Raw genomic sequence first — 13396 nt, forward strand, 5'->3', positions numbered from 1 at the left:
CCCCCACATCCCCTCTTCCCTCCGTTAACCGATATGTCTATGGCAATCGGGCTACACTGGATAATAATGGACAGATGTTCAAGTTTTCTGAGGGGGAGGAGCTCGATATGGCGTCTGCCGATCGTTCCACGTTGTTTATCAATGCGACCGTCCTGGATGGTTCGGAGCATATGGAGCCGCAACCCGATATGGCCGTGACTGTTGAGCGCGGTGTCATCACGTGGATGGGGCCGAGTGCTGTGGCGCAGGCACCTGCAGGTGCCGAGGTCATCGACCTGGCAGGTGCGTATCTCATGCCCGGTCTCATCAATATGCATGTGCATCTGTGCGGTTCGGGCAAGCCGGTTTCGGCGGGCGATGCGGGCGCGCTGATGAAGAAGCTCGATAATCCCGTGGGGCGCGCCATCGTGCGCCATATTCTTAAGGGCAGCGCCCAACAACAACTGGCAAGTGGCGTGACCACGGTGCGCGGCGCGGGCGATCCGCTGTTTGCCGATCTGGCCGTGCGCGATGCTATCGATGCCGGCAAGTATCAAGGTCCTCGCCTGGTGGCGCCGGGAACGGGCGTCACGGTGCCGGGCGGCCATGGTGCGGGACTGTTCGCCCAGGTGGCAAACAGTCCCGCCGAGGCAGCCGAACAGGTGCGCGACCTGTATGCGCGCGGTGCCGACGTCATTAAGCTGTTCGTAACGGGCGGTGTGTTCGATGCGACCGAGGTGGGCGAGCCGGGCGTGCTGCGTATGCCCGTGGAGGTTGCCGCTGCGGCGTGCAAAGCTGCCCACAACGCGGGGCTGCCGGTCATGGCCCATGTCGAGAGCACCGAAGGTGTGAAGGCCGCGCTTCAGGCCGGCGTCGACACGATTGAGCACGGCGCTCCGTTGACACCCGAGATCTTGGAGCTGTACCGTGGCGCCGCGGGCACGCAGCTCGAGGGGCGTGCTCCGAGTGTGACCTGCACTATCAGCCCGGCGCTGCCGTTTGTATTGCTCGACCCGGAAAAGACCCATTCGACCGATACGCAAAAGAAGAACGGCGATATCGTGTGCTCGGGCATCATCGAGAGCGCCCGTGCCGCACTGGAAGCTGGCGTTAAGGTGGGCCTTGGCACGGACTCGAGCTGCCCGTTCGTGACGCAGTACGACATGTGGCGTGAGGTGGCCTATTTTGCCAAGTATGTCGGCGTGAGCAACGCCTTCGCGCTGCATACAGCTACGCAAGTCAATGCTGAGCTGCTGGGGCTGGGCGGCGAGACCGGCACAATTGAGTGCGGCAAGGCTGCCGATATCTTGGTGACGCGCGAGAACCCGCTCGATGACCTGTGCGCTCTGCGTGAGCCGATGCACGTGATGTGTCGCGGCGATCTGGTGCGCAAGCTCAAGGTGAAGCGCATCCTCGAGGTGGACGCCGAGCTCGACACGATTATGGCCATGCCGTCCGAGGCACTGGCCGAGGAGCTCGCCCGCGACGGCGTGGCATAGGTGTGACAAAGGGGCAATCCCTTTGTCATAATCAAAAAAGCCGAGGTCTCAGTGCGAGGCCTCGGCTTTTATTTGTCCCATGGTATGGCGGCTAGGAGCGCGTCTCCATCTTGGCGTGGCACTTGGGGCAGGTGACGCGGATCTTGCCCTTGCCCTTGGGGACGGAGAGCATCTGGCCGCAGTTGGGGCACTTGAGGTATGCCGTGGTTTTGCGACCCTTCCACATCTTCTTGGCCGTGCGCTTGGCACGCTCAAAGTCTTCCTTATTGGTGCCGGCTGCGCGTGAGGTGCTAGCCGCTGCAGCGCCGCCGCCCAAGCTGGCGACGAACTTGCCCAAGCCGGGAACATTGGCGGTCGTGGCGACAAAGGCCTCGTTCTCCTTGCGACGTGCGTCGATATTTTTGGACAGGCCGCGCAGCACGCCAATCACGATGACGGCGATGGCAATCCAGCTGAGCCACTGGATGCGGGCTATCGATCCGATCATCGCGATGACGATGCCGGCAAAACCCATCACGATGGTGAGTTCATCGGCGCCATTGCGACCCTTCATAAAGTCATTCATGCAAATTGCCTTTCGTTCGATATGCTGCACGCCTTTATACCCGATTTAGAGCAAGGGGGACAGGTATGTTTGCACCAATGTGGTGCAAACATACCTGTCCTCGGAATACCAAGACGGTGCAAAGAAGTCTGTCCCCAATGCCCCAATTACTTGGAGAGCTTGTCGACGACGCGTTCGATCTCGGCGAGCTTGGCGGCTTTGAGGTCCTCGTCGCCCGATTCGATTGCCGAAGTCACGCAGCCCTCGATATGCGCCTTGAGCACGTCGGCGTTGATGCGCGCGAGGAGCGCCTGTGTTGCCATGAGCTGCGTGGAGATGTCGACGCAGTAACGGTCCTCCTCGACCATCCGTAGGATGCCGTCGATCTGGCCGCGTGCCGTCTTGAGCATGCGGGTCACCGATTTATGGTCTGCCATCATGGCGGGTCCTCGTTTCTGGTCGATCTTCCGGATGTCCCCGTCAGTTGCGGTGAAATACGGACCGTTTAAAGGCCTAGGGCGGCACAACAGTCCGTATTTCACCGCAACTTCTGAGGATGGAGTAGGTGGCGCCTGCTACGCGGCGGTTACGGACAGGGCATGGAATTTCTCGCCGGCGCCCTCGACGGCGGCGGCGAGCTGCTCGGCGGTCACGGTGTCGGCGCACTCCACCTGGACAGTCTGGGTCTCGTGATCGGCGTCGGCATCGGTTACGCCGGCAACGTTGAGCAGCGCCGTCTCGACGGTGGCGTCGCAGTGGCCGCACATAAGGCCGGAAGTCTTAATTGTGAAACGCATGGATATTCCTCTCTGTTGTGTCGGCTTTCCCAGGCACCCGACCTTGACCTTCAAGCCGTCGCTCGCGTATCAAAGTACGCGTCGCTCCTCTTTCAGGTCAATCTCGGGCATCTGGAAAACCCGTTCTAAATGGACTGAATGGTGAGCCTATTTTGCCACTTTCGGCTTAAAGGTTCGCAGGCGCAGCGCATTGGACACGACGCAGACACTCGACAGGCTCATGGCCGCGGCGCCGAACATCGGCGAGAGCTGCCAACTCGTGAGAGGGAAGAACACGCCCGCGGCAAGCGGAATGCCGATGCCGTTGTAGAACAGCGCCCAGAACAAGTCCTGCTTGATGTTGCGGATCGTGGCGCGCGACAGCTCGATGGCGCGGGCGACGTCCATGAGGTCGCTGCGCATGAGCACCACATCTGCCCCCTCCTTGGCGATGTCGGCGCCGGTGCCGATCGCAAGGCCCACGTCGGCGCGCGCCAGGGCGGGGGAGTCGTTGATGCCGTCGCCCACCATGGCGACCTTGCCGTCCGCGTCCTGCAGTTCGCGCACATGGCGTTCCTTGTCGGCGGGGAGGACGTCGGCGATGACTTGCTCGCTGCTCAGTCCCACGCGGCGGGCGATTGCTTCGGCAGTGACGCGGTTGTCGCCGGTGAGCATGCGCACGTCGACGCCAAGCGAGCGCAATGCGGCGATGGCCCCGGCGCTCGTCTCCTTGACCTCATCAGCCACGGCAATGGTGCCGGCAAGCTCGCCGTTCTTGGCAAAGAACAGCGGCGTCTTGCCCTCGGCGGCAAATTGCTCGGCAAGACCCGCGGACACGGTAACGCCCAGCTCGTCCATCAGGCGTACGTTGCCGGCTGCAATGGCGTTTTGCCCCTCGTGCGCCGTAACGCCACGACCGGGCACGGCGGCAAAGTCCTCGACCATGCGCGCGACGATCCCGCGTGTCTCGCACTCGGCCATAATCGCCTCGGCCAGCGGGTGCTCGCTCGAGCGCTCCAGCGCGGCGGCCAGCTTGAGCAGCGCCTTTTCGCTCATGGCGGGCGATCCGTCGGCGCGCGTGGCTACCACGATATCGGTCACGGCAGGCTTGCCGCGAGTGACCGTTCCCGTCTTATCGAGCACCACGGTGCCCACGCTGCGCAGATTCTCCAGCGCCTCGGCGCTCTTGAACAGAATGCCCATCTCGGCGCCCTTGCCGGTGCCGACCATAATAGCGACGGGCGTGGCCAGACCCAATGCGCACGGACAGCTGATCACCAGCACAGCGACGGCGGAGGTGAGCGCTTCGTTCACGCTACCGGTCAGTGCCATCCACGCCACGAAGGTCATGGCCGAGATCACGAATACCACGGGCACGAACACGCCGGCGACCTTGTCGGCCATGCGGGCGATGGGCGCCTTGGTGGCGTTGGCGTCCTCGACGAGCTGGATAATCTTGGCGAGCGACGTGTCGGCGCCCACGCGTGTGGCACGGAAGGCAAACGAGCCGGTGCGGTTGACAGTGGCGGCGTTGACGGTGTCGCCGGCGGTCTTTTCCACGGGGATGGACTCGCCGGTGAGCGCGCTCTCGTCCACGGCCGAGCTGCCCTCGAGCACCACGCCATCGACAGGGATGGACTCGCCGGGGCGCACACGCAGCACCTGGCCGGGCAGAATGGCATCGACGTCGACGGTGGCCTCGCTGCCGTCCTCTGCCACGACGGTCGCGGTCTTGGGTGCTAAGTCGATGAGCGCCTCGATAGCGCCGCCGGTCTTGGACTTGCTGCGCGTCTCGAGGTATTTGCCCACGGTGACGAGCGACAGGATGGTGCCAGCGCTCTCAAAATACAGGTTGTCCATGCTCGTCATCATGGCCTCGTGCACCTGACCTGCGGCTAGCTGGTCGGCCATGATGAACATGGCGTAGAGCGACCAGGCGATGGAGGCGGTGGCGCCCACGGCAATAAGGGCGTCCATGGTGGGCGCGCCGTGCGCGAGCGATTTAAACCCGTTGATAAAGTACGCGTCGTTGACGTAGACGATGGGAATGAGCAGGACGAGCTCGGTGAGCGCGAGCGTCATGCTGTGGGTGTGGTCGGTGAAGATGCCGGGCAGCGGCCAGCCGAGCATGTGCCCCATGCCTATGTAGAACAGTGGGATGAGGAATACGATCGAGACGATGAGGCGGGTGCGCATGGCAGAGGCGGCGGCCTCCAACTTTTTGGTCGGTGACTCCATATGGGCGGCGCCGGACCTGGCTTGCGCACTTCCGCTTTGGACAGCGTCGGTGCCCGTGCTGATGGGTGAGGCCGAGTAGCCCGCGCGGTCGACAGCGGTGCAGATGTCGTCGGGGGAGACCTGCGCAGGGTCGTAGTCCACCAGCATAGAGCCGGCGAGCAGATTGACCGCGACGCTTTGGACGCCGTCGAGTTTGCTCACGGCGCGATCCACATGCGCCTGGCAGGCGGCGCATGTCATGCCGCCCACGTCGAACTTATCTTGAGCCATGGCTTCTCCTTTCTGTGACGTAGTGTCGGAAATGTTAACCTGCCGATACTATACACCCATACCCCCTGGGGGTGTCCAGTACAGAAAGAAATGTATGACATTTCGCTACAGATGAGGGTGGCTGCCGGGTTGGTGCACCATCCCCGCCCTTCGTCTCAATCTGTAACATCTAGCCCAGTTTTTGCCGAGCTGCTGTTACAGAATGAGACAAACTCTCCGGCGGCAAATCAATATCTCGATCTGTAACATCTAGCGGGGAAAATGACCTCTAACTGTTACAGATTGAGATTTTGTTTTGAGAGGTTTGAGTTTGTCTCCATCTGTAACAGTTAGACCGGTTTTTGGATTCCAGATGTTACAGATCGAGACGAACCTTCAGCAATAAACTCAATGTCTCAATCTGTAACATCTGGCGGGAAATATGACCCCTTACTGTTACAGATCGAGACAGACCGTCCGCGGCCAACTCAAATGTCTTGATCTGTAACATCTAGAGAGGTTTTTGACCCCTTACTGTTACGGATTGAGATGTTGTCTCGCGGGGTTGGGGTTTGTCTCGTTCTGTAACATCTAGACCTGTATCTGCCGAGCTAGTGTTACAGATCGAGACATTTGCCGGGGAGGGGTCCCGTCACGGCAAGACGCCCGCTCTTTAGATACAGAATCCGGGGATCACGCAGGTTCGTTTGTTTGGCTTGTCCGCAGGCGTTGCGTACGTAAAGACGTCGCCGTCGTGGCCCACACGGTTTATGTAGAGCGTGTCTTCGCTCTCCGATGTGTCGGGGCTCACCGTGCGCTCCCACCAGCAGGTGTCCTTGCCCTTCCACTGGTGGACCATCGTCTCGTTCGTGGAATACGGGCTCACCTTGAGCTCGCGGAAGAGCTGATACTCCTTGCCCTCGCCGTTGTAGATGTCTGCCAGGTAGTGATAGTCCTCGGCAAACGAATCGGACGGTTGCGTACCGCACAGCTCGACCATGGCGGGCAGCCAAAGGGTTGCGGGCAACTCGCTCAGGCACGATGCGCTGTTGGCGGCGCCCACATTGTTCGAGACCTTCTTGACCCCTTTAATGAGTGCGCGCAACTCGTTGGGCAGCAGCTTAAGGCCGTCGCCGTTGAGCCATTCCCGCAGCTCGCAATCTGCCCAGCCGGCGCTCGGCAGTTCAGCTGCAGCGTTGCGCTCGGCAATACCCGCGTCGAACATAAACGTCAGTCCGGCCTTGCCCGTCCCGTCCAGAAGCTCATCGTGACGGATGCCCACAAGCTGCGCGCCGACCTCCAGCCCGTTGGTGAGTTTCACGCGCTTGGTACACGGATAGGGGATATGCCCGTTGTCATCGAGCAGATGATAGCGCTTGGCAATCTCGCGTGCCTCGCTACGGGTCTCGGCGGCCTTAATCTTGAGCGAGATCTCCTGCAGCTGATCCCAAGTGTAGTCGTCAAGCGAACCGCGGATGCCGTCAAGGTAGTCGGGGATGCCAAAGCCATGGGTCGCCGCCCCAATGACGCTGAGCCCCGCAACGACTGCAACGACGCCACCGATAATAAAGCGGCGGCGGGTCATGGCATCGTGCCGGGCCTGCTCCAGGATCTCTCGCGCGCGCTCGCCGGCGACGTCGACCTTAAGGTGCGTACCGGAGTCGATGTCGATTGCGGCGTCACTGCCCGCGCCTTCGCGGCCCTCGGATTCGGCATCGGTGAGGTATGCCGAGAGCGCCTCGAGCATCTGCTGCTCGGTGGGACGATCGCACTGCTCGACTGAGAGACCCTTCATGATGATTTGGACGAGCGCTTCATCGCCCTCGCAGCGCGGCTCGAGCGGTGCCGGCTTGGTCTTGGTCTTTACGAGATAGAACGAGCCGGTTGCAGCGGCGTCCGTCGACTCAAAGTCAAACGGTTTGCGACCGCTGTAGAGCTGGTACAAAATGCTCGAAAGCGCATAGACGTCGATTGCCGGCGAACGGCGAAGGGCCGCGATGCCTTCGATATCCTGCGTGAGCATCTCGGGCGCGGCGTATGCGGGCGTGGCAAAGCGCCAGATGTCGGCGCGCCGGGTGATCGTGTCGTCGCCGAGAGCCATGGTCGCGGAGCCCATGTCGATGAGACAAGGGTCAAAGGAGCAATCGACGATCTGCTGCTCGAGCGTTCGGCTGGTGGTGCGGAACATGATATTGGCAGGCGAAAGGTCGCGATGGACGACCGGATTCACAAGGCATTGGGTCATCAAGAGCGCACGAAGCACGGCGTTTCCGACGGCGGCGACCATCTGGGTGGTCAGCCCGCCCGAGGCGTCGTGAGGAAGCAGGGGCAGCGCCTGCTTGAGCGAGGTGCCCTCGACCCACTCCATGAGGATGAGAGGGTCATCCTCGCACGATCCGTAGCCATAGACGCGCGGAAATCCGCGCAGGTGCGAGACGGTACACAGATGACGGTACTCCTCGAACAGCGCGGCGGTGCTGGCCAGGTGCGCTGCCGATTGCTCGGCGGAGCGGTCGGGGGCTTGGCCGGAAAGGATGGCGTTGTCCTTGAGTAGCTTGACGGCAAAGACCTCGCCGCTCGTGTTGGTCGCGCGCAGCACGTGTCCGATGTTGCCGTTGTTGCGGTGGGCCGTCTGGAGAATAAGCGTCATAAACCGACGCTTGGCGTCGTCCTCGGCGCTGGGGTCGACCGCCACGGCGGTGTCGAACGTGTCAAGACGGATGAGTTTGTCGCCATAGGCGCTATCGGTAGTATCCATGGCGTTCCTTTGTCTGGCATGGGTTGCCGCGCGTATACGTGAGCAGTGCGGATATCGGTAAAGTACCATGATAGCCGCACTGCCCACATATACCGCTGAGTATTGTCGTTTACGACGCAGAAGGTAGAAGACGAAAGACGGACGGCGACCGTCTTCCGATCGCCGTCCGTGCTAGTCCACAATGACAAGGAATGTCGTGTAGAGACCCAGATGGAGCCTGTCGCTGTTGGCGATTTCCACGGGGGGATAGATCTTGCCGGGCTCGCGTAGGTCGCGCGGCGGCTCGATTACGATATCGCCGTCGCCCGCGCCCGATTCGAGCACCGTGCCGTTGGTCGATCCAAGGCCCTGGGCGTACCAGTGCTCACCCTCAAGCCAAATGCGAAGATGTTCGCGCGATGCGTCGGCGCCCACATCGGTGATGCTGGGCGAGGTTTTGGGCAAGGATCCAATTACCGTGCCACGCGGATCGCGTGTGAGGGGATGGATTTGCATGTCGACGCAGTTGTCGGCATGTGTCCTGAGCAGACCGAGGTTGGGAGCGACGGCGTGCGGCTGATCCAGACTGCCCATAAAGCCACGTCCGACGGTAGTTTCGGTGGTGCCAAAGTGCCCACCCGTCTTGCTGTCGCAAAAGCGCTCGACGGTGGCCACGCCCTGAACGGGATCGGCGAGCGCCCCCGTTGCCACAAAGAGCATAAGGTAAAGCGTGCTTTTCTCACGCACGGCATTGCCGTCAAAGTTGTCGATGCGATTGAGGGCATTTGCATATAGGCGGCTGTCCAGCTTGTAGCTGGCGAGAGCCGACATCATTTCGTTGGCGGCCGGACCGCGATAGTGCTCGGCGATTGCCCGATAGGCGGACTCGCCGCCGCCGAGCTTGCTGCAGATTGCCGCGGAAAGGTGGAGCGTGGTGACGGTAAAGTCGCTGTAGATGGCGGGCGCGCACTGGTCAGGCTTGCGATGGACGATGTAACGGGTGAGATACGAGCGGTTGGAAGAGCATTTCTCGAGCAGGGTACTGCCGAGATAAGAGTTTCCATTGATGAGCATTCGGGCGATCTCGAGATGTTTAAGACCGCCGAACGAGCGAATATCGTTATAGAGGACCGAGCAAGGCGTCTCTGCTGCCACGGATACCTCCTTTGATTGCTTCCTAGCCAATATGGCGATAGGAATTAATGGCTCCCGGTGGGCGACGTATTAAATGGCTGCGCAATATACAGCGTAACCAAAGCAACATTATAGGCCACATGTTCGAAATTGCAGGAAGACTGAGAGATTTGGTTTGGACTGGACGGAAATCCCCCTCTGTCTTGTTCTGTAACATTTGGACCCGGTTTTGCCCTGCATCTGTTACAGATTGAGACAATCGGCCAGGCCCGCCCCGTCCGCCTCGTCATCTGTGGTTTACGTGGGGGCATACGGAGTGCGGGTATACTAACCGGCGGCGAATCTGCTCCATCGCTTAGAGCTGCTGCGTCTGGACGGCGCGTGATAGGGCTGCCAAAGCGATCGCCAGCGTGCTGAGCAACGTCCTCTCTGTGCGCACCTGTTTTTGTATGTATTAGCGCACTACCAAGCACGCCCGCGCGGCCGCATGCCGTGCCCATTGCGCGTGCAGATAAGGAACAACAACATATGCGTAATTCTGTATCCGACGTCACGGACGCCGAGATTCTGGACGAGGCCCGCGAGGCCATGACCCAGGCTGCCTTCGATGCCGCCGATGAGGCCAATGCTGCCCAGACCGTCGAGTCCGCTACCGAGAGCCTGCCCGCCTTTGACGAGCTGGGCCTTTCGGACGAGATGCTTCGTGCTATCGAGAACCTAGGCTACACGGCGCCCACGCCTGTCCAGGCTGGCTCGATCCCCGTGGTGCTCGAGGGCCGCGACCTGCTTGCCGCTGCTCAGACCGGCACCGGCAAGACGGCCGCCTTCTTGCTGCCGACCATGAACAACCTGGAGCACATCGCTCCGCCCAAGCCCGTGCGCGAGCGTGGCGGTCGCAACCGCCGTCGCGGCGCCAAGAAGCCCGAGGGCAACGGTCGCGGTCCCTTGATGCTCGTCATCACCCCCACGCGCGAGCTTGCCCAGCAGATCGACGAGGTCGCGAGCAAGATTGCCGACGTCACTGGCCATGTCGCCGTGACCGTCGTGGGCGGCGTGAGCTACAAGCCGCAGACCGCGGCGCTCAAGTACGGCTGTGACATCCTGGTCGCTACGCCGGGCCGTCTGGTTGACCTGATCGAGCAGGGCGCCTGCCACCTGGACGAGGTCAAGGTGCTGGTGCTGGACGAGGCCGACCGCATGCTCGACATGGGCTTTTTGCCCGCCGTCCGCCGCATTGTGCGCGAGACGCCGGCCGAGCGTCAGACGCTGCTGTTCTCGGCCACGCTCGACGAGGAGGCCGTGGGCGAGATCACCGACCTGGTGAGCGACCCGGCACGCGTGGAGATCGCGCCCGCCACGTCGACCGCCGACACCGTCGACCAGTTTGTATTCCCGGTGTCCATCGAGGCCAAGAACAATCTGCTGCCCGAGTTCCTCAAGAAGGAGGGCCCGGAGCGCACCATCGTCTTTATGCGCACCAAGCACCGCGCCGACAGCTGCTGCCGTCGTCTGGAGCGCAAGGGCATCAAGGCCGCCGCGATTCACGGCAACCGCAGCCAGGCTCAGCGCGAGCGTGCCCTTTCGGCCTTCCGCGACGGTACCGTCGACGTGTTGGTGGCAACCGACGTGCTCGCCCGCGGCATCGACATCAGCGACGTGCGCTACGTCGTGAACTTTGACGTGCCGGCCGAGCCGACCGACTACATCCACCGTATTGGCCGTACGGGCCGCGCCGGCGAGCTGGGCTGGGCCATCACGTTTGTGACCGAGCAGGATGTCGATGAGTTCTACGAGATCGAGAAGCTCATGGACAAGACCGCCGACATCTACGAGGCCGGCGACCTGCATGTGGGCCCCAATCCGCCCGCGGTTGACCCCGAGCGCGATCCTGCGGCCTTTAAGGTGAAGAAGAAAACCAAGCGCGGCAAGTCCAAGAGCAAGAAGAAGCTTGAGCAGGCGCGTCGCGACGGCAAACGCAACGGCGACGATTACGGTGATGTGGCCGGTCGTTCCAACCGCGGTCGAGACGAGCGTCGCGGCGACGGTGAGCGTCCGAGCCGTCCCAAGCGCGGCGGCAAGACCCGCGTGCGCGAGGGCGTTCAGGCTCGCGTGGACGAGGCTGTGGAGAGCGTGGCCCGCGAGGTGGCTGCCGAGGAGCGCGGCGGTGCTGGTGTCGTTGAGCAGGCCCCGCGCGGCAACCGTGCCGAGCGCCGTGCCAAGCAGTTCCAGGGCGAGGCGCATCGCCGTCGCCGCGAGGACGAGGACCGCGGCGGTCGTCGCCGTGTTGAGCGCGAGGACGAGGGCCGTGGCTCGCGTGGCGGCAAGCGTGGTTCGGGCGATCGTCGTCGTTCCGGTCGCGATGGCGAGCGCGGCGGCCGTGATGAGCGCCGTGGCGGCGAGGGCCGCGGTTCGCGTGGCGAGCGTGGTACTCGCGGCGGCGAGTCCCGTGGCGGCAAGCGCTTTGATGAGCGCGGTGGCCGTGGCGGCGAGCATCGCGAGGGCACTCGTGGCAATGGCAGCCGCAGCGGTGCTGGCCGCTCTAACGAGTCGCGCGATCGCCGCGATCCGCGTGCCAGCCGCGATCGTCGCGATGACTGGCGCAACTACGACGATACCCGCGAGGAGCGTCGTGGCGGCTATCGTGGCGGGCGTGGCGGCAACCAGGCCGGCTCCCGCGGCGGCCGTGCCGGCGGTCGCGATAATCGTGGTAGCTATGGCAATAGTCGTGGCGGCAAGCGCGGCGGCAGCTCCCGTCGCCCCGGTGACGGCGGCGGCAAGCGCAAGTAACATACGCATCGCCCGCTAGAGCGAGGTGAACCAAGGGCCCCGAGCAACTACGCTCGGGGCCCTTTTTGTTTGCCGTATCCGATCGCTAGTTCAAATGTGATTTCCTCGGGAATGCATCTAGAGGATGCCGTGGGCCTGTTTCCTACCATGCGGCAATGGGTCCCATGGGGTGCGCCGTGCATTTTTTGGAGTATTCTGCAGTTCGAGTTGTCTGCATATGATTTGACGTCGCCAACGGTGGCTTTCGGATATCCCTAGCGAGCGTTCTGAGTCAGATTTCGTCGTTTTCCGGAGCAGGGGCGCGTCATTCTCGCCATGTCGGAACCCAAAATGACGCAGCGCCCTAAAGGTTTGCCCGCTCGGGGTATTGCTGGCGCGGTCACGTTGCAGAATACTCCGTTTTTTGCACGGGCCAGGATGGGGTACCTCGGGAGAACACGGCGGTATCCCGTAAATATATACAATCTGTACCGTAATTTATACAAAACGAAGAGGCAGACAGCGTAGGGTTGGTGCATTGGGGTGCTTGATGCACCAAAATGGGGATCCCACGTGCCGTATACTCTGGCTGGATGTGAAAACGGCTTGACGCGTTGCCAGACGTAGGGGGAGGGTGTCTCGATGAGCGTATTCGAAATTGTGTTTAGTCCGACGGGTGGAACGCAGAAGGTGTCTGGCCTTGTGGCCGGGGCACTGGACAAGAATACCGTTACCGTCGATCTGACCGATAGCGGGCTAGATTTCAGCGCTGTCTCGATGACTGAGGACGACGTGGCCGTAATCTCTGTGCCGGCGTATGCCGGTAGAATCCCGGCTGTGGTGGCTGACCGGTTGGGCATGGTTCACGGCAACGGAGCGCGGGCCGTTCTGGTGTGCGTCTACGGAAACCGCGCGTTTGAGGACACGCTCGTAGAGCTGGAGGACGTTGCGAAGCATGCGGGATTCCGGGTGATCGCGGCAGTTGCGGCCATTGCAGAACATTCCATTGCGCGACAGTTTGCTGCCGGTCGTCCGGATGCGCAGGATGCGGCGCAGCTTGCTGAGTTTGCTCAGCAAATTCAGCAAAAGCTGTTGGCTGAGGATGCGTCCGAGCCCTCTATCCCCGGCAATCGTCCTTATAAACAAGCTGGAGGTCACCGCATGGCGCCCGAGGCAACAGAGGATTGCGTCTCCTGCGGTGCATGCGCCGCGGCGTGCCCCGTTTGTGCTATCGACAAGGGTGACTCCAAACGAGCAGCTGGCGAGGCGTGCATCTCCTGCATGCGCTGCATCGCCGTATGTCCGCGAGGTGCTCGCAAGCTTGATTCCAGCAAACTATCCGCTGTTTCCCAGATGCTGAGCAAGGTTTGCGTCGTGCGGAAGGAATGCGAGCTCTTCATCTAGCGCATACGAAATTGGCGCAATGGGGCCAGGTTAATCTGCACCGACCTGGTGCAAACAAACCTGTCCCCAA

The 13396-nt window shown here is 61.8% G+C and carries 9 protein-coding genes; 3 read left to right on the forward strand and 6 right to left on the reverse strand.

Annotated elements, in window-relative coordinates:
* Window positions 1-74: 74 nt before the first annotated feature.
* The gene (locus AAAX35_RS05340) at window positions 75-1478 is read left to right on the forward strand and encodes an amidohydrolase family protein (RefSeq protein WP_349116972.1); all 1404 of its coding nucleotides are present in this window, start codon (window positions 75-77) and stop codon (window positions 1476-1478) included.
* A 91-nt stretch (window positions 1479-1569) separates the two neighbouring features.
* Here AAAX35_RS05340 and AAAX35_RS05345 read toward each other — a convergent pair whose 3' ends face one another.
* The 6 genes from AAAX35_RS05345 to AAAX35_RS05370 all read right to left on the reverse strand — a co-directional run bounded on the left by AAAX35_RS05345 (window position 1570) and on the right by AAAX35_RS05370 (window position 9177).
* Window positions 1570-2043 carry a hypothetical protein gene (locus AAAX35_RS05345; RefSeq protein WP_349116973.1) on the reverse strand — a complete coding sequence of 158 codons (474 nt, stop codon included), beginning with the start codon at window positions 2041-2043 and terminating at the stop codon, window positions 1570-1572.
* Window positions 2044-2189: 146 nt separating this feature from the next.
* Window positions 2190-2462 (reverse strand): metal-sensing transcriptional repressor, encoded by a 273-nt coding sequence (locus AAAX35_RS05350; RefSeq protein ID WP_022094020.1) that lies wholly within the window; start codon window positions 2460-2462, stop codon window positions 2190-2192.
* Between the two features lie 135 nt (window positions 2463-2597).
* Window positions 2598-2819, reverse strand: coding sequence for a heavy metal-associated domain-containing protein (locus AAAX35_RS05355; RefSeq protein ID WP_055251893.1), 222 nt, complete (start codon window positions 2817-2819; stop codon window positions 2598-2600).
* A gap of 147 nt (window positions 2820-2966) precedes the next feature.
* Window positions 2967-5306: a heavy metal translocating P-type ATPase gene (locus tag AAAX35_RS05360; RefSeq protein WP_349116974.1), complete on the reverse strand. Its 2340-nt coding sequence runs from the start codon at window positions 5304-5306 to the stop codon at window positions 2967-2969.
* Between the two features lie 652 nt (window positions 5307-5958).
* A complete protein-coding gene (locus tag AAAX35_RS05365; RefSeq protein WP_349116975.1) occupies window positions 5959-8043 on the reverse strand; it encodes a DUF6273 domain-containing protein in 2085 nt (694 codons plus the stop codon).
* Window positions 8044-8214: 171 nt separating this feature from the next.
* Window positions 8215-9177 carry an FHA domain-containing protein gene (locus tag AAAX35_RS05370; RefSeq protein WP_117769491.1) on the reverse strand — a complete coding sequence of 321 codons (963 nt, stop codon included), beginning with the start codon at window positions 9175-9177 and terminating at the stop codon, window positions 8215-8217.
* A gap of 507 nt (window positions 9178-9684) precedes the next feature.
* Here AAAX35_RS05370 and AAAX35_RS05375 point away from each other — a divergent pair.
* Together AAAX35_RS05375 and AAAX35_RS05380 are read left to right on the forward strand one after the other, a co-directional pair.
* Window positions 9685-11943 (forward strand): DEAD/DEAH box helicase, encoded by a 2259-nt coding sequence (locus tag AAAX35_RS05375; RefSeq protein WP_195234716.1) that lies wholly within the window; start codon window positions 9685-9687, stop codon window positions 11941-11943.
* Between the two features lie 621 nt (window positions 11944-12564).
* A complete protein-coding gene (locus tag AAAX35_RS05380) occupies window positions 12565-13326 on the forward strand; it encodes a 4Fe-4S dicluster domain-containing protein (protein WP_117769493.1) in 762 nt (253 codons plus the stop codon).
* Window positions 13327-13396: the final 70 nt, after the last annotated feature.

Origin of the sequence: Collinsella sp. CLA-ER-H11, assembly GCF_040092445.1 — a bacterium.
Classification (GTDB): Bacteria; Actinomycetota; Coriobacteriia; order Coriobacteriales; family Coriobacteriaceae; genus Collinsella.

Excerpts from the sequence above, each read along its gene's own strand:
- AAAX35_RS05340 (WP_349116972.1), top strand. The coding sequence starts at position 75 with ATGTTCAAGTTTTCTGAGGGGGAGGAGCTCGATATGGCGTCTGCCGAT.
- AAAX35_RS05345 (WP_349116973.1), bottom strand. The coding sequence starts at position 2,043 with ATGAATGACTTTATGAAGGGTCGCAATGGCGCCGATGAACTCACCATC.
- AAAX35_RS05350 (WP_022094020.1), bottom strand. The coding sequence starts at position 2,462 with ATGATGGCAGACCATAAATCGGTGACCCGCATGCTCAAGACGGCACGC.
- AAAX35_RS05355 (WP_055251893.1), bottom strand. The coding sequence starts at position 2,819 with ATGCGTTTCACAATTAAGACTTCCGGCCTTATGTGCGGCCACTGCGAC.
- AAAX35_RS05360 (WP_349116974.1), bottom strand. The coding sequence starts at position 5,306 with ATGGCTCAAGATAAGTTCGACGTGGGCGGCATGACATGCGCCGCCTGC.
- AAAX35_RS05365 (WP_349116975.1), bottom strand. The coding sequence starts at position 8,043 with ATGGATACTACCGATAGCGCCTATGGCGACAAACTCATCCGTCTTGAC.
- AAAX35_RS05375 (WP_195234716.1), top strand. The coding sequence starts at position 9,685 with ATGCGTAATTCTGTATCCGACGTCACGGACGCCGAGATTCTGGACGAG.
- AAAX35_RS05380 (WP_117769493.1), top strand. The coding sequence starts at position 12,565 with ATGAGCGTATTCGAAATTGTGTTTAGTCCGACGGGTGGAACGCAGAAG.